Origin of the sequence: Treponema brennaborense DSM 12168, from assembly GCF_000212415.1 — a bacterium.
GTDB lineage: Bacteria > Spirochaetota > Spirochaetia > Treponematales > Treponemataceae > Treponema_F > Treponema_F brennaborense.
The window spans coordinates 1,423,112-1,440,378 of record NC_015500.1; the positions used below are offsets into that span (position 1 = coordinate 1,423,112).

10 protein-coding genes are annotated in these 17,267 nt (G+C 57.2%); 7 read left to right on the forward strand and 3 right to left on the reverse strand.

Features of this window, described 5'->3' with window-relative positions; all coding sequences use genetic code 11:
• Window positions 1-2: 2 nt before the first annotated feature.
• A complete protein-coding gene (lnt, locus tag TREBR_RS06150; protein WP_013758336.1) occupies window positions 3-1,718 on the reverse strand; it encodes an apolipoprotein N-acyltransferase in 1,716 nt (571 codons plus the stop codon).
• A gap of 62 nt (window positions 1,719-1,780) precedes the next feature.
• On the opposite strand from lnt, the gene TREBR_RS06155 reads away from it, so the two are divergent.
• The 4 genes from TREBR_RS06155 to TREBR_RS06170 are packed head-to-tail and all read left to right on the forward strand — an operon-like array spanning window position 1,781 to window position 6,513.
• Complete coding sequence (locus TREBR_RS06155; RefSeq protein WP_013758337.1) at window positions 1,781-2,956, forward strand: galactokinase; 1,176 nt, start codon at window positions 1,781-1,783, stop codon at window positions 2,954-2,956.
• A gap of 37 nt (window positions 2,957-2,993) precedes the next feature.
• Entirely contained in the window at window positions 2,994-3,731 is a 738-nt protein-coding gene (surE, locus tag TREBR_RS06160; protein ID WP_013758338.1) for a 5'/3'-nucleotidase SurE, read from the forward strand.
• Between the two features lie 17 nt (window positions 3,732-3,748).
• A complete protein-coding gene (locus tag TREBR_RS06165; protein WP_013758339.1) occupies window positions 3,749-4,462 on the forward strand; it encodes a tetratricopeptide repeat protein in 714 nt (237 codons plus the stop codon).
• Window positions 4,459-6,513: an NHL repeat-containing protein gene (locus TREBR_RS06170; protein WP_013758340.1), complete on the forward strand. Its 2,055-nt coding sequence runs from the start codon at window positions 4,459-4,461 to the stop codon at window positions 6,511-6,513. Before TREBR_RS06165 ends, TREBR_RS06170 begins: the two co-directional genes overlap by 4 nt.
• Before the next feature lie 32 nt (window positions 6,514-6,545).
• Here TREBR_RS06170 and dinB read toward each other — a convergent pair whose 3' ends face one another.
• Together dinB and TREBR_RS06180 are read right to left on the reverse strand one after the other, a co-directional pair.
• On the reverse strand, window positions 6,546-12,563 hold the full coding sequence (gene dinB, locus TREBR_RS14745; protein ID WP_013758341.1) for a DNA polymerase IV: 6,018 nt from the start codon (window positions 12,561-12,563) through the stop codon (window positions 6,546-6,548).
• Window positions 12,560-14,587, reverse strand: coding sequence for a hypothetical protein (locus TREBR_RS06180; protein WP_013758342.1), 2,028 nt, complete (start codon window positions 14,585-14,587; stop codon window positions 12,560-12,562). Before TREBR_RS06180 ends, dinB begins: the two co-directional genes overlap by 4 nt.
• A gap of 79 nt (window positions 14,588-14,666) precedes the next feature.
• Here TREBR_RS06180 and TREBR_RS06185 point away from each other — a divergent pair, with 79 nt between their 5' ends.
• From TREBR_RS06185 to trmB, 3 genes are read left to right on the forward strand one after another with little or no spacing between them, the layout of a single operon-like run.
• On the forward strand, window positions 14,667-15,833 hold the full coding sequence (locus TREBR_RS06185; protein WP_013758343.1) for a DUF8084 family protein: 1,167 nt from the start codon (window positions 14,667-14,669) through the stop codon (window positions 15,831-15,833).
• 6 nt (window positions 15,834-15,839) lie between these two features.
• Window positions 15,840-16,541, forward strand: a complete 702-nt coding sequence (locus TREBR_RS06190) for a hypothetical protein (RefSeq protein WP_013758344.1) — start codon at window positions 15,840-15,842, stop codon at window positions 16,539-16,541.
• Between the two features lie 2 nt (window positions 16,542-16,543).
• A complete protein-coding gene (trmB, locus tag TREBR_RS06195; protein ID WP_013758345.1) occupies window positions 16,544-17,266 on the forward strand; it encodes a tRNA (guanosine(46)-N7)-methyltransferase TrmB in 723 nt (240 codons plus the stop codon).
• The last annotated feature ends 1 nt before the right edge of the window (window position 17,267 follow it).

A 17,267-nucleotide genomic window follows, 5' to 3' on the forward strand; every position in this document is an offset into this window, starting at 1 on the left:
GGTTAACAATTAATATCCGATTGGTCAAGAGGAATCGCACACTTTTCCGGCCGCTTTTTGCGGTTATCCGCGCGCCTTGTCCGTCCGAGTACCAGATTCACCGCATACGCCAGAGCGCAGAGTGCCGGCACCCAGTCTCCCAGCAGCGCGTACGGCGTCTGCGTACGCTCGTACACGGGTACTTCGGTATAGATCGACGCGGTCTCGAACAGCGGCATATCCGCCAGAATCCGTCCGGCAGGATCGACCACGACGGAGTATCCCGAATTGGTCGACCTCAGCAGGGTGGTGCGATATTCGATGGCCCGATACGAAGCGATCACGAAATGCTGATATTCGGCGGAATCGGTTTTTGACCATGAATCGTTCGTGATGTTGACGAACACTTCGCTGCCGGCTTCATAGAGCGCGCGGCAGACCGGCGGAAACGCATCTTCAAAACAGATGGGCAGACTGATTTTCACCGTTTGCGAGTCCGGCAGCGGAACGGTGAAGAGCGTCAGCTCCGTGCCCGGCGTCCAGCCGCTTGAAAAACCGATGATTTTATCAAGCAGGACGTGTACCCATTCGTACTGCGCGCCGGGAATGACTTCCGCAAACGGTACGAGCTGCATTTTTGCGTAATAACCGCGATAGTTGCCGTCTTTGTCAAAATACAGTGCGGAATTATGGTATTGCCGTTTTTCGTAGTCGGCGGTAACCGGGCCTCCTATGACGAACGGAACGCCGGTCTGCCGGATAAACGGAACGAGCGGCATTTCGGCCGGTCTCGACCGGTAATAGGATTCGGCTTCGGGGAACGCATACGACAGGACCGATTCGCTCCAGACGACCAAGTCGGGCCGGGTTCCGGTTCGTGCAAGTCCTTCGCTGATCGCCGCTTCGGTCAATTCGCTCGACACGACGACAGCTTGCGCGTCGCCGCCGGTTTCCCACGAGTCCGCGTTCTGCTGAACCATGACGGTGCGCATCGTTTTGACCGGCACCCGTTCCGCCGTGTAGGCGACGGCGCCGTACAGCACCGTTACGGCGAACAATACGATGCAGAGCGCGCCGCAGCGGGCGTACGCGGCTTCTTCACCTCCGCCGCCGCGCCGAAAGTACGGAACGAGCGGGAGCAGGACGAGCCCTTCGGCTACGACTGCCGCAAACAGGGAGAACAGAAACGAAATGCCCCAGGTTCCGGTTATCGCCGCGATCTGCGTGATCAGCGGCCACCGGTATGCGGTCATGACGAGCGTTCCCCAGGGGTACGCCAGAAATCCGGTCGATTTGGCCCATTCGTACACCGTCCAAACGGCTGCGAACAATAAAACGCGGCGGGTGAGCGCCGCCGTCCGCTGCGGAAGCGGCTGCGTCGGCGCTTCGTATCCGTTACGCTTTTTACGGCCGGACTGCGCGAACGGCAGATACAGGTAACAGCCGAACACGGCGCCGATGACCGCCGTCGCGAGCGCGGACGCACCGAGCGTGAATAGTGCAAAATCTTTGAAATTACCGAGCCAGAAACTTGAAAACACGTGCACGAGTCCCGTCTGAAAACCGGTAAGCAGTGCCGCTTCTGCGTACGACTGTGCGGAAGCGAGCGTCAAATACAGCGGAACCAGTGCGAATAATCCCAAAAAAGGCGAGCCGAACGGCAAAATTTCGTTCTGAATCGCCAGTGCGGAAATAATTGCCGAAAAAATCACATAAAAAACTTGTAAAATTCTTCTCATTAGATTATCATTCTATCAGATATTACCGTGCTGTTGCAACAATATAAAATTTCGGATTGGATATGATAGAAGTAATAAACGCCCATTTACAAGAATACGGACAACGGCCGGACGTACTGGTATGTGCTCCCGGACGTTTTCATTTGATCGGTGAACATTCGTGGTTTTGCAAAGACAAGACATTATCCATGGCGGTCGACCTGCCGGTCTATATCGGAATTTCGCTGCGGAACGATTCGGCGGTGCGTTTCCATTTCGTTCAGCTGGATGAACGAAAACGTGCCAACCTTTCGAGCCTCAAGTTCCGCAAGGAAGACCGCTGGGCCAATCCGATCAAAGCCATGATATACGGTTTTACGTCGGGCGGTTTCAGTGTCGGCGGAATGAACGTAACCGTGTGGACCGATATTCTGCCTTCCGCCGGATTCGGCATTACGACGGCGATAAAGACGGCGTCCGCGTACGGTATGCGGGAATTGTTTTCGGTACCGTGTTCCGACGCGCAGCTGCTGCAGGTGATAGAGCGCGGAAATAAACTGTTTTTGGGCGTCGGCAATTATACGGCGGATATATTTTCGGCAATGTACGCGGAACCGGATTCGTGCGTACTGACGGATCATTCCCGGAATTCGTACGAACTGCTGCCGTTCGCGTTTGAAGATACGGTCGTCTTGCTGACCGACGCACGCGTTCCGCGTATTTCCGTGTGGGACGAAACGACGTTGCACGAACCGGGAAACGTGCTGCTGCTCGGAGAACTGAAAGAGCGCCGGCACAACGTGCACGGCGGCTGGCAATACGAAGATTCGCCGACGGAAATAAACGAAGTGCTGGCCGTGGTCAACGAAGACATGCGCCGGCGGCTGCGCTGCATCATGCTCGAACATCAATATGTGCTCGACGCGGCGGACGGGCTGCGGCACGGTGATTTCGCGCGGTTCTGCAAAGCGGTGAGCCGTTCTCACGACGCGATGCGCGACTTGTACCTGCTGTCTTGTCCCGAAATCGACTGGCTGGTAAAACGCGTGCAGAATTTCGACATGACTTCGGTGCGCAATCCGAACGGCTGTTCCCGCATCACGGGCAAGGGGTTCGGGCGCTGCACGTATACGATTTTGAAAACGGCGGACGTTGAACCGTATAAACAGAAACTGGTCGAATACGAACGGATATTCGGTTTCCATCCGTCCTGCTACAGCGTAAAGCCGGCGCGCGGCGTTCATCTGGTACGGGAATGAGTTTGCATCAGGGAGATTTAAGGGAGGAACGCGGCGTATGCGGTTTTTACTGACGAACGACGACGGGATAGACGGCGAAGGAATGCATCTGCTTGCCGACATGCTGCAGAAGAAACACGAAGTCTGGATCGTAGCGCCGGATAAAAACCGTTCGGCGGTGTCCCACGGTATCACGATGACCGTCCCGCTCAGACTGAGCCGCCGCGGTGAACGGTGTTTTACCTGTTCGGGCGTTCCGGTCGACTGCGTTATCAACGGTCTGAAAGCCGTGCTGCCGTCGGCGCCGGACGCGGTCATTTCCGGAATAAACCGAGGCGCGAACATCGGTACCGACGTACTGTACTCCGGTACGTGCGCCGCCGCCCGCCAAGCCGCTTTGTACGGCATTCCGGGCATCGCGTTCAGCATCGAATCGGAGGACGGCGTGTGGCGCTACGGAGCGCTCGCGGATTTTGCCCGCAAAAATATCGAAAAACTCGTTTCCTTGTGCGAACCGGATGTGTTTTTAAATATAAACGCGTTGTCCGCCGATTCGTACGCCGGATACCAAATGACGCGTCTTTCCCGCCGCGAATACGGCGATTCGGTGCGGCTGTATCACGCTCCCGACGGCCATTCGTATTCGTTTTTCGAGGGAGGGCGGATCGCGACCGCCGGAGGCAGCGGTTTCGATTTCGACGCGGTGCGCGACGGCTATATTTCCGTCAGCCGCGTACGTGCGCAGCCTGCGGACGCGGGATTCGGTGCCGCAGCGGATCCGGATTTTTTACTGTAACGCAGCAGGAGTTTTGAATGGGTGGAAAAACAGCCGACGAAGGAATCGCGCTTTATCGCGCCGGTAACTATGCGGAATCGCTGACGTATTTTCTGTCGCTGCCCGCCGCCGCGGGGGGTGATGCCGAAAGCGCGTATTTTATCGGCCTTTCGTATATGAAACTGAAACGCTATGAAGACGCGCTGCTGTACTTGGAGCAGGTCGTTACGTCGGCGGGTTCAGACGATTCGCGGACGCGCGAACGTTCGCTGCAGTGCCGACTGGTGCTCGCCGTCATTTACAGCCTGACCGGACGCAGCCGGCTCGCCGATTTTGAACTGAAAAATTTGGAAGGAACCGGATACCGTCCTTCATACGTGAACGCCGCGCTCGCCTACGTCGCGTGGGAACAGAGTAAATTCGACGAATGCATTGCGTATTATGAAAAAGCGCTGGAATTGGAACCTGAAAACGGTACGGCGCTGAACGGACTGGGCTACGTGCTCGCCTGTACGGAAAAGGATCTGACGCGCGCGCTGACGCTGTGCAAACGGGCGCTCGGTTTCATGCCCGAATCGGCGGCGTGTCTGGATTCGGTCGGCTGGGTGTATTACAAACTCGGACTGCTGAAAGAAGCGGAAATACATCTGCGGAAAGCACGCGAACGGTGTGCCGGCAATCCCGAAATAGCCGAGCATCTGAAGATCGTTCAGGAAGCCGCAGCCGGTGCGGGCGGAGGCATGAACAAATGAAAAAAACGATATTCCGAACGGGCGCCGTCTGCGCGTTGTTGTGGGGCGCCGTCTGTGCGTTTCCGGCAGGTTTTGAATCGGTTTCCGTGAAAAACGCCGATTCGCTGTCAGCCGAGCAGGAATTCCGGCGCGGCGTACAAGCGTATTACCGCGGTTCGTTTAACGACGCGATATTGCTGTTTGAAAAAGCGCTGTCGTATCTGCCCTCCGAAAACCTGATACTCGACTGGCTGGGCAAGGCGTATTACCGCGCCGGAATGGAAGGCACCGCGCTGCAGCAGTGGCAGTTCGCGCTGGACGCCGGATACGGCGGACTGCTGCTCGCGAATAAAATCGAAATCGTGCGCGACCGGCGCGTTACCGGAATTCCCGAAATCTCGTCCTTGAAATATACCGAAGCGGGCAGTTTTCCCGGAAGTTACGGCGACACGCTGCTGTTCAGCAAACCGGTGTCCGTTTTGCCGAACCCGGACGGTACGAGCTGGGTGCTCGCGTACGGCTCGAACGAACTGCTCCGGCTGGACGTGAACGGCACGATTATTTCGCGCAGCAGGGGACCGCTCGTCGGCTTCGACCGGCCGATGGATATCGTGCGTCAGCGCGACGGCACGCTGCTCGTCTGCGAATCCGCGGGCGACCGCGTTTCCGTTCTGGATGAAAACGGAAATTTCGTAAAATCGTTCGGTTCCAAGGGAATCGGCGTCGGTCAGTTCGTCGGACCGCAGTATCTGGCCGTGGACGACGCGGGCAACGTGTACGTGTCCGATTTCGGAAACGCGCGCGTCGACGTGTTCGACGCCGGGGGAACCGGATTGTTCCATTTCGGAACGAAGTCGGCCGATTTTGCCGGATTCAAGGCGCCGGCCGGCATCGCTGTGAGCGACGGCGTCGTGTACGTGGCGGACGCGGGAACGGGCGGGGTGTATTCGTTCGACCGTTCGGGCAATTATCTGGGAATCGCCGTTCCCGAAAAAACGTTCGTTCGGCCGGAAGCGCTGAAATTCAGCGGTCCGTATCTGCTCGTGTGCGATTCCAACCGGATTTGTTCGATCGATTTGGTTACCGGCGCGGTGTTTGAAAACGCCCGAACCGGCAATTCGCCTTCACGCGTGACGTGTGCGGGGAGCGACCGCAACGGAAACGTGCTCGTTGCCGATTTTACGGCGAACGAAATTTACGTGATGTCGAAAATGACCGAACTGGTCGGCGGACTGTTCGTGCAGATCGAACGGGTCGTATCCGACGCGTTTCCGAACGTGACACTTGAAGTCAAAGTTGAAAACCGCAGCCGTCAGCCGGTCGTCGGTTTAAAGGCCGAAAATTTTTACATAACGGAAAACAAACGGCCGGTGCTGAACCAAAAGCTTGAAGGCGCCGCCTCGAACAACGATACGTGCGACGTTACCGTGCTGATAGACCGCTCGTACGATACGTCTTCGTACGCCGAAGCGCTGCAGACTGCAGTAACCGACATCGCCGCGGCCATGAACGGGCGCGGCACGCTGCGGCTGGTGTCGGCCGGCAGTATTCCCGCCGTCGAGTACGGCGGATCTCCTGCGCGGCTGGGGCAATTTACCCCCGAAGCGCTGCAGGTGAAGCCTTCGGCTTCCGTCGCGACCGATCTGGCGATCCGGCTTGCGGCGAACGATCTGATCAACGCGGAAAAAAAACGTGCGATCGTGTACGTTACGGGCGCTTCGGCGGTAACGGCATCCGCGTTCGACCGGTACGGTCTTACCGACCTGACTTCGTTTTTGAACAACAATTCTATCTCTTTTTACACGGTCAATCTGTCGCAGCAGGCGCTGCCGCCGGAGATCGCGTTTATCACCGAAAGTACGAACGGAGACGAACGCTACGTGTACCGGCCGGAAGGTCTTGCCGGCATCGTGCGGGATTTACTCGAATTGCCGAACGGTATGTACCGGCTTTCGTATACGTCGTCCCTGCCGACGAATTTCGGGCGGGAATATCTGCCGGTCGAACTCGAATCGTATCTGCTGAACCGTTCCGGACGGGACGAGACGGGGTATTTCGCGCCGCTGCAATAACGCGTGCGCCGGCTACGGAAACGGGAAACGCGTCAGAACGTAACTTTGCCGCCGAGTCCCGCGGTGACGCCGAGCGTTATCAGTTTTCCGCTTTTGGTGCTTCCGCCGTACGAAACGCTGCCGCCGAGCGTCGCGACGACGGAAAAATACGTGCCGACGCGGACGTCTATTTTATGTTCAGCCGCCGTTTTGCACGTGAGCGCCGTATCGCTTTCCGTCTGCGTGTGCTGTACGGAGACGTTGATCGAATCGCTGCGCGTCAGAACGAGCGGCGGCAGCGAACTTTCCGGAACGAACAGCGCTATCGCCGCCGTCAGCGGGGACATTTTGCCCTGACGCTGCCAGACGGCGGTCACTTTGCCCGTCAGCAGCGAATCTTTTTCAAACTGAATTTCCGCGCCCGTTTTGAGCGTCGCCCCGGACGTGAAATATAAATTTATCTGTAAATACGAAGCGAGTTTTACGGCGAACGCTTCCGGCGCGTCGCGCGGAATCTGTACCGCGGCGGTGGCGGAAAACAGATATTCGTCCTGTTCGTACCAGTCGAACCGGCGCAGTTTGCTGTACGCGCCGAAATTGTTAAACGAAGTGAAGCCGGTCCCCGCTTTCAGCACGTATACGTCCGCGTCGTTTTCCGCCGTTTTTATTTCGCGTCCGAACGACGCCGATACGTTCGACGGCAGGTAAAAATCCGCAAAAGTGCCGGAAAACGGCCGCTTCCACGAAACGCCGTAAGAGGTCGCGTATGCAGCCGATTCCGCGTTTCCTGCGTCGGCGCAGTTTCGGACGATGTCGGCCAAAGTGCCGCTGTACAGATCGTAGAACGGCGGAACGACTAACAGCCGTTTGTTCGCATCGAGCGCCCGCGTCAGGTTTACGGCGTCGGCGCGGTAATTTCCGCCGTATGCCGAAGCCGCCGTGCTGCCGGTCGTTTTTTTCCACGAAAGAGAAACCGTGTGCGCGCCCGGTTTAAACGGAAAAAGCCATTCAACGGTCGTTTCGTCGGTGAACGACGTTTCCGCAGCCGTTTTGTACGTGCCGGTTATCGCGGCGTTGAGCGTCGGAGTGAACGAAGCGAACGGCAGCGGAACGGACTGCGCCGTGTCGAGCGTGATTTTCCGGTATGACGCGCTGCCGTCTCCCGCGGAAAACGCGAACGCCGTACTGTCGATCCAGCCTGCGGCGTAGGAGCCGGTGTCGACGAGTGCCTGCGTTCCGCCGCTGAGTGCCGCCGATTGAATATTTTGGGCAGCCGACGCGGCGGCAGATACGGCGTAAGAAGCGGAACTCCCCAGCGGCACGGTAAAGGCGGCGGTGCCGCCGATTTTCTGCGTCAGCAGCGCGGCCGACGCAGACGCTTCCGCCTGTGCCGTTATTTCCGCCGGAATGTGAAGCGGTTTGAGCGTAACGGCGAGCGAATTCCGCTTTTTGACGGTACCCGCGGCGGCGTCGAAGCGGTACGTTTCGCTGAACGGCAGATATTTGAACACGGGGCTGTCGGCGCTGCCGGTAAACGAGTGGCCGGCAGCCGTAAGCACGTTTTGCCGTGACGAATTGCCCGCCGCGTCGAAGGCGGCGTTCACGCCGACGAACTGCGCACTGCCGTCGATTTTTCCGCTGAAATTCGAGCGCAGCCGTTCGGGGTATTCGGCCGGAAACGATACGGAAACCGTTCCCGAGGCGGAGAGCGCCGCGTCGGAAAGAATCGGCACGCTCCCGGCCTGCAGCAGGACACCTTCGCGTTTCCATGAAAACTCGGCGGTATCCGTAAACGCCACGTCCGGCGGAATATCTTTCAGATACAATTCATCAATAAGCAGTTCGTCCCATTTTTCGGCACTCGCTTGAGGCACCGTGATAAAAACGGTAAACCGTACCGGAACGTCGCAGCTGCCGCGCCGGCTCGTACCCGACGTCAGGATTGCGCCGCCGACGCTGACTTCACCCGTATGCAGGTCGACGCTCACCGGCTGCCAGCCGCCTCTCAGCGCGTCGAGTGCTTCCGCGCCGAGCGTAATGCGGAGTGCTTCTTCGGGAGTGCCGCCGCCGTCCGCTGGTCTGTCCAGAACGAGCTCCACGAGCGTGCCGTCGGGAGCCGACACGTCGCTTCCGGGTGTGTATTTCATGAACAGATTGAGCGTCCGGTATTTTGAAATATCCGTTTCGGCGACGTATCTGGTAAAAGCCGCTTGCGCGGTGTCGGTTTGCGCCGAATCGGTTTTCCATTGAAACGACTGCACGCTGTTTACCGTGCCGGAATTGAACGATTCCGTGCCGGAAACCGTTTCTTTTCGCTGACTGACGTACGTTTCCATGCCGTCCGGCGCCTGCGCGGCGAACGACGGACTGACGGTTTCATAAGGTCCTGCGAGCAGCGTTCCCGCGCCGGCAGCCGCAGCCGCCGCAGCAGCTCGCGCGACGATGACGATGCGGGCATCGTGGTGTACGCTCAGGCGTGCCCGATCGCTGTCCGTCAGTGCGACTGTTACCGTTTGCCAGCCGTCGGCGGCAGCAGCCGTTCCCGGAACGAACGCGGTGATAACGTTCGTTCCGCCGTCTATCATCGTTGTTCCCGATATTTTCCAGGAGGGAACGGCGGATCCGTCGAATTCGGACGCGGCGTCGGCGTTTACCCCCAGCTGCAGATATACGTCGTACCGATCGGCAGTCGCGCCGGTGTCTTTCAGTTTTATGCTGAACCGCTGCGCCGAAGCGAGCTGGGACGCAGCGCTGCCCAAATCGACATTCCGCGCGATCCACTGATTCGCCGCGGTAAAATCGTATTCGCACACGGCGGCGTATCCGGTGATCGCCGCGTCGCGCAGGCCTTCCTGATCCGCAGCGGACGTTTTATTTGCTTCCGTCAGTACCGGTGCTCCGCTTGCAGCCGTCAGTACGGGAATTATGCCGTCCGCCGGGAACGACGCGGCTTTTTTCGTAAGCGCCGTTACGGACGGAACCGAGTCGTCCATTCCCAAGATGCGGTACGTACCGGAAGCGTTGTCCGTCTCGATCGACACCGCCGCGGTATTGCGTACGCTGAGTTCGCCGTTTTCATACGCGATTCGGCCCGCCGCGGCGGCGAAGCCGGGCAGCTGTTTGGATTCGTCGGCAAACCGGACGTCCCGGCTGTACGGCCAGCGCACCGTAACGGAAGCGGCGGCTTCAAGCGCGTCGGTCGGCCGATAGGAGAATCCCGCGGCGGCGCTCACCGTACCGGTTTTATCGTCGCCGTTTTCTTCGTACCAGACGATGCGGACGGTGTCGAAGTCTCCCGCCGGAGACGAAAGCGTTACGGTGCCGGTTTCGCCGTCGTACCCGGCGCCGCCGTCGAGTATGCCGTTTTTATACACTCTTACCGTTCCCGGAACGGCTTTCGTGCCGATTTCGTACCGGGAACTCTGCGTGAACGTCCGCAGTTTCAGCACCGGGTCTCCGTCGTCGTACGAAGGCGACGGCTGCGATTCAGACGGAAGCAGGTAATATTCGGGATGTTCGTCCGCGGCGGGAAATCTGATTTCCGGCCGCAGCGCGTCAGCGTCCCGTGCGGAAGCGTTGCGTATCCGGTACAGTTCCGCCGTATACGAGGTGCCGCCGTATGCGGACGTGTCTTCGGAAATTTGGGCGGCGTACGCCGTTGACGCGGCTCCCGTCGAAGCGGAAACGACGGTCGCGGTTTCCGGCGCCGTTTTTCCGGCGTCGTAGCGGTATGCTGCGGAAAACGGCGAAAATCCCGCCGGATGCTGGAGCAGCAGCACGGATACGGCGCTTTCTGTTCCGGCGGAGAGGTCGGTAAAAAAACCTTCCGTTCCGGTGCCGCTTTTTCCCGCGAACGAATAAGAGGCGACCTTCGGCTGCACCCGTTCCGCATCGGCGTCGTACGCCGAACCGAAAAACAGCTGTACGTTCCCCAAAAATCCGCTTCCCAGCACCGCCTGAGACACCGCAGTTTTAGGTGTCCCGTAATTTCCGAGCAGCGCTTCCGCCTGCGCCTTTGCCGCCTCGGAATTGAACGAAACGGCGACGGCCGGAATATCGCCGTCGGCGGAAAGCAAGCCGTTTTTGACCAGCAGCGCAAGCTGCGCGGTTGCCGGATACAATAAATATTCGGATGAAGTCAGTTTGCGGTACGTCCTGCCGTCCGGCGCCCGGTACGCTCCGTCCGCAGCTTCCAAAAACACGTCCGCGACTGCCGCAGCCGTTTGATCCGACGGCAGAACGAATTGCGACGTACGCTTCCAGGCGGCGAGAGAGACGCTCGAATCGGCAACTTCGTTCAGCCCCGAATACGTTTTTTCGCGCGCGGCCAGCATGTCGTACCGAATCACCGCGTCCGCCTGCCATTTGTTTCCCTGAAATGAAAACGAAACGCCGGGCGCCTGATTTTCACCGCCGCCGATGCCCCGCTGCACGTCGTCGGCGGGATACGTCTGCGGAAACACGACGTTCCGGTTTGCGAGCCGGACTTCTTTGAGCAGGCCGCTGCCGGTGTACCCGGCGGCAACCGTATTTTTTTCAAATCCGTCGGCAAAAACGGCTTCAAAATACCAGGTTTCGTTCAGCATGAACCACAGCGACAGATCCACCTTTTGGGAAAACACCGGCGTGCCGAACGTTACTTTCAGCGGATTGCCGAATCCGAACGTTGCCGACGCGCTTCCGCTCACGGTCGATTCCCAGTATCCTTCGGCAAAAAAATCGTCGGCGGAATCGGCAACCGTATAATTGAACAGCGACACGGGCGCTTCGGCGGGCAGCGGCGGCACCGGAACGAGCGTAATGCCCGCGGCTCCGGCCGCCTGAACGGCGGTTTCCTGCGCGCCGGCCTGAACGGGAGTTCCGATTCCCGCGGCGGTCAGCAGCGTGCCCAGCAGCAGGATGAGCGTCTTTTTGAACAGCCGGGCTTTTTTTATCGGAATATCGGGATTTTTTTCCTGAATGGACAGAATCGCTTTTTCGACCGTCCGCTTTTTGCCCTCACCGAAATCGAATAATTCCTGCTGCTGCGGAAGCGTCGCCGGCTCAAGGTTCATCGCGCCTATTCCAAGCAAGCGCACGCCGCTGTTCGTCTGATATTTTCTTGCAAACAGCTGCGACGCGCGCTCGTACAGATCGTCCGCCGATGAAATGAACCGCTCCGACGTTTCCTGGACGGTGCGCGTCGTAAAGTCGTCGTACCGGATTTTCACGCACACGGTTCTGCTTACCCAGCCTTCCTTGAGCAGCCTGAACATGACCGTCTGCGCCAAATCCATGAGCGCCGTTCCGATAACGTATCTGTCGGTCAGATCGAACGGATAGGTGTTTTCCGCGCTGATCGAACGGGATTTCGTTTCTTCACCGAACGTTTCCGCCGCTTCTCCTCTGACCGCTTTTTGCAGAAACTGTCCGCCGGCCTGCCCGAATATGCCGGTCAGCAAAGGCAGTGAAGCCGAACACACGTCGTACACGGTGAAAAAACCGGCCGCGTTCAGCCGTGCGAGCGTTTTTGAACCGATTCCCCACACTTTTTTCAGCGGAAGCGACTGCATGAATCCGGCTTCCGTACCGGGTTTTACGTAAAAAAAACCGTCCGGTTTTGAAAGTCCCGAAGCTATCTTCGCTACGTATTTATTGGCCGCAAGCCCTATCGATACGGTCAGTCCCGTACGCTCGAAGACGGTCCGTTTGAGCGTGAGCGCGGTCCGTTCCGGCGGCCCGAACAGCCGCTCCGTTCCGCTCAGATCGACGAACGCTTCGTCTACCGACATCTGCTGCACGTCGGGTGAAAACTCGGTAAAAACGGCCATAACTTCCGCCGATTTTTCGTGATACCGCTTCATCCGGGGGCGCAGGTATATGCCCTGCGGGCACAGCCGGTACGCCTGTTCCACCGGCATGGCGGAATGGACGCCGTACGAGCGCGCTTCGTAGGAACACGTCGAAACGACGCCCCGTTTGCTGCCGGGCAAACCGCCGACGATGACCGGTTTTCCTTTCAGTTCCGGATTATCGAGCTGCTCAACCGAAGCGAAGAACGCGTCGAGATCGACGTGCAGGAACATGTTCATTTGAGTGCGGCCTTTACGGTAAGCGTTTTGTCCGTTTTGACAACCTCGTCGGTTCCGGTGCGCACGTAACAGGTTATCCCGATATGCTGGTCGAGCGCAGCGTCCGTTACGTATGAAAAAACGGCGGGCAGCGACGGATATTCGGGCATCGTGAACAATATCGTACCCGGAATGCGCGCCGAAACCGTTTGAAACGGGATTTCCGAATCGTAGACGGGAACTTCGGTCTGCGCGGACACCGTAACGTCCGCACGGACGATCGGCAGTTCCGAATCGATTTCAAGCCGGACGTTCATGAGATCCATGAAAACGTCGGCGGACGCGGAACAGACGACCTCCGCCGGGCGTTCCGGAGATTCGGATGTAACCGTAAACGGCGTCTGCACCGCCGGCGCGCTTCGTTCCGCGGAAGCGGCGGGAACCGTTTTGCGGGCGGCGTACGAAACGGTAAACAGCATACCGGTTCCGACGGCGGCGACCGCCGCGACTGCGGTAACGGTAACGGCGGCGATCTTGAATCCCGAAATATTGCGCGTTTTGCCGAACATGTTCATACGCACCAGAATGCGCAGCCACATGATCTGAAACGGTATCAAAGCGCAGGCGAGCAGGACGTTGCCGGCAAAATCGGGCTGCGCCAGATACGCTATTTTCTGCGGAGAAGCGCTTACGGTAAGAAACGCAATGTACGGAATAAACGGCAGCAGCATCATGACCGAAGAAATTACGAGCGGTACCAGCCGGCGCGCGAGTCTCGTTACGTAAATGATAAGATATTCGATGATGAAAATGAACAAAAACGAAATGTCGATCGTCGTAAAAATGAAAATGTTGAGGATAGACACGAGCGTCAGCAAAAAGCCGTAGACGAACGGCGACACCGGCAGCCTGAAATGCACTTGCGCGATAAACAGAAGCGATACGAACAGAAACGAAAATCCGGTTTTCAGCATGATGACCGTAACCGGCGTCACCTCGGCAAAGTACAGCAGTTTTTCCGTAAAAAATTGTCCGAGCGAAAGCGACGCGGCCGACACCAGAACCGTTATCGGTATCAAATACCACGTCTGCTTGAAGTCTTTGCGCGTCTGCGCCCGGTTTTTGCCGAACAGCGAAAAACTGCTGACAAAAAACAGGACGACCGCTATGGAAACGATGTAGAACAGCACGACCGTCCGTTCGCTTATCCAGACGTCGGAAGTGAAGGGCACCAGAATGTAGTTGCGCATGTCGGAATCGCTGTCTTCTGCCGAAAACGTTCCGGCAAGCTGCAGCAGCGCGGCGTACACGGCGGCGCTCTGACGGTCGTTGTCCGCGGAAAATCTGACTGCGGCCGCGTCGAATCCCGCTTTTAAAAACGCTTCGAGCCGCCGATCGGTTTCCGCCAGATTCAGGCGGTAGGGCAGCACCGAATTTTGGTCGATGTTCAGCGGAATCCGGCGCAGCAGCCACAGCGGCGTCATAACGCCGTCCGCTCCGGGAACTACCATCACCTTAGCCGCTTCCGCTGCCGACGTTCCCGCCGGAGACAAAAGAATGACGGCCGTCGACGCGGGATTTTCCGCCGCCGCGATATACGCGCCGGTTCCGGCCGGCGTGTCGTGAAAAGAATCCGACGGCAGACGCGAAAAATCGCCGGCCTGCAGCAGAACGGTCGTCTTTACCGGCAGCGGTACTTGGCGCAGCTGATCCATCAGTTCAATCAGGCGCGTTTCCGTTGCGGCCGCGATTTCCTGCGGAACGGCGAATACCAGTTCGGTCTCCGTTTCCGTTCCCGCTTCCGCTTCCGCTTCCGCTTGAGACTGCGCGGCGGCAGGAAACCGGACGATGATATTGTACGGAAAACGCATTTGGGAAGCCGGGGTCAGCAATTGTTTTTCAGGGGCAAAACGTTCGGATTCAAGCGTCGAAAACAGGTGATCCGACAGTGCGAGACTGTCGTATTCTTGAGATATTCCCGAAAATAGCGAAAAAAGACAAAACGGAAGGAATATCAGTTTTCTGACCCTGAAGTGAAAAATCATACTATAAGAATATAGTAATTTCTGTTTACAATGCAATACCCTTCATGATATACTGAAAACCAAAATCAGGAGTTTGTGCGTGAGTGCTACAGGGAAGAAAACTTTATTGAATCTGCCGCTCAAAATTATTTTGACGGAAGAAGGCGCGTCTTATTTTATCCGGAATAAGAAAAAACTGCTCCGTATCAAACTGGCGGACAACGCCGAAGAATACGGCGTGTCGCTCGCCACTTTCGCACCGCAGTCCGTGCAACGCATGATTTTGGTCGATTACATTTCAAAAATCGAAATTTCAATGCCCGAATTCGTGTCTTCCCGGCAGGAAGTGATGGATCTTTCAAAACTGATCGTCTTTTCGCTGCTTTACAAACAGTTCGACCGGGAAATATTCAACGCGCTGATCGAAACCGACATCGTGCGTAAACACAACCGGGCGAATCCGGCGCAGCTCATAGACGAACGCACGAAGATGAGCGACGCGCAGCTGCGCAGCCGACTGGCAAATACGGATTCGGTGATCGTCGAAGCGCGCAAACAGGTGCTCGATCCGCTGTGGGCTCATATACTCGAAAACAAGGAACTGACTCCCGAAGAAAAAAACATCTATCTGCTGATGACGGAAAAATTCCTGAACCGGATGAATCTTTTGAATTGGTACATAATCACCAAGTTTTTCAATAAACCGGGATTTGAAGAAATCCTGTCGCGCACGCGGACGGTACTCAATTCGTATACCGAAAAAAGCAAAGTCGCCGAATATATTTCCGTTATGGTTATGGAGCTTGCGCTCAACAACGAAAACACCAATATGCGTAAAGAAGCCAAAATCATGTACCGCGGCATTGCGGACACCGATTCCCTCATTTACGATCCCGACATCCGAAAAAAAATTATTGCCGAAATGCAGCGCAAACACGAATTGGTGTTCGTTTCCTGGAAGCTCGGCGGCGGGTCGTCTTCCATCGGAAAGCAAGGACGGCTGCAGATCACGCTGTACAATAAGGACGACGAGTTTCAGGAAGTGAAAGAAAACATCGAAACGAAGAAATCCGCCGACTTGAACAAGCAGTCTCTCATAGATTTTTACCGCGAACTGCCGGAAGGGCAGGAAGGCACCGATTTGGGGCTGTATTACCTTTCGTATCTGGATGAAGCGTGCAAAAAAGTGAACGTTAAATTCGAGTCGCTGGTAAATCAGTACGCCACCAGCGGACTGACGGTTATCAATTTGATTTTCAATTTCTGAGCATTTATGCGTCGTTTTCTGCGTTTACCGGATATCTGTATTCTCAATCGGACGGCGGAACGGGCGTTCCGTCTTGCCACCGTCTGCATCGTGCTGCCGTGTCTGCTTGCCGGATGCGCCGATACGGCGCCGCGTGTTGCCGCGGTGCGCAGTACGGTGATTTTCGATTACGGTACGCCGGGCGGGCTGCCGCAGATGCGGCTCGCCGTTTTTGTGCAGCCGCTTTCGGACGCGGCGCGCGTTAAAACGATCGAAGTAACGCACGAAGCGTCCCGGCTCGTCTGGCAGATAGACGACGTCCGTTTTGCCGGAATCGGTTCTTCCGTGTGGACCGGTTCCGCCGATCTGGTGCCCGCGTACGGTGAACTGATTCCGACCGGTCCGTACGATTTGCATTACATCGACGCGGCCGAACGGGTTACGCAGAGCCGGTTCACCGTACGGTATCCGGCGCAGCTTATGCAAACTGCGACGGCGGCGGTGCGGGACGTTCTGGGCCCGGCGACAAAGGAAAGCGTCACGCTGTACGCGGAGCGCGACGGAACAGGAACCGTGCTGTATTACGGTCCGGAAAAAAACGAATGGCGTGATACCGCGCGGCTTTTGAGCGAATATCCCGGCGCCGCGTCGCTCCGGAAAAGCCTTGAATCGGCCGACCGCACCGTGCTGTGCATATTGCCGCCGGAAACAATTAAGGAGATTCCCTGACAATGACTTTCGATCCGGAAAACGATACGGCGGTACCGCCGTTTTACCGTACGATAAAGACGTTCGTACTCCGCGCCGGGCGCATGACGCCGACTCAGCAGCGCGACTATGAAGAGCTTGCCGGAAGCTGGTGTCTGCCCGTTTCCGACAAACCGTTGAATTATACCGAAATTTTCGGCAATACGAACCCGGTTACCGTTGAAATCGGGTTCGGCATGGGAAAAGCCACCGCGCTCATCGCGGAGGCGCATCCGAACGTCAATTATTTGGGCCTTGAAGTGCATCGTCCCGGCATCGGAAAACTGCTCGGCGAAATCCGCCGCCGCGGCCTGCAGAATGTATACATTATCGAGCACGATGCGCTTGAAGTGCTGACGGATATGATTCCGGACGCATCGGTGAATGCGTTCCATATTTTCTTTCCCGATCCGTGGCCCAAAAAGAAGCATCATAAACGCCGTCTCGTGCAGCGTCCGCGGACGGATCTGCTCGCGCAGAAGCTTACCGCCGGCGGTTATCTGTACATGGCGACCGATTGGGAACCGTACGCGCAATTCGCATTGGAACAGCTCGCTCAGACGCCGGGACTGCGCAACGCGTACGGCGGATACGCGCCGCACCAGCCGTGGCGGCCGGAAACCCGTTTTGAAGAAAAGGGAAAAGTTGCCGAGCGCGCGATTCGTGAATTATACTTTATAAAAGAAGCGGCTGGTTCGGGTGTCTGAA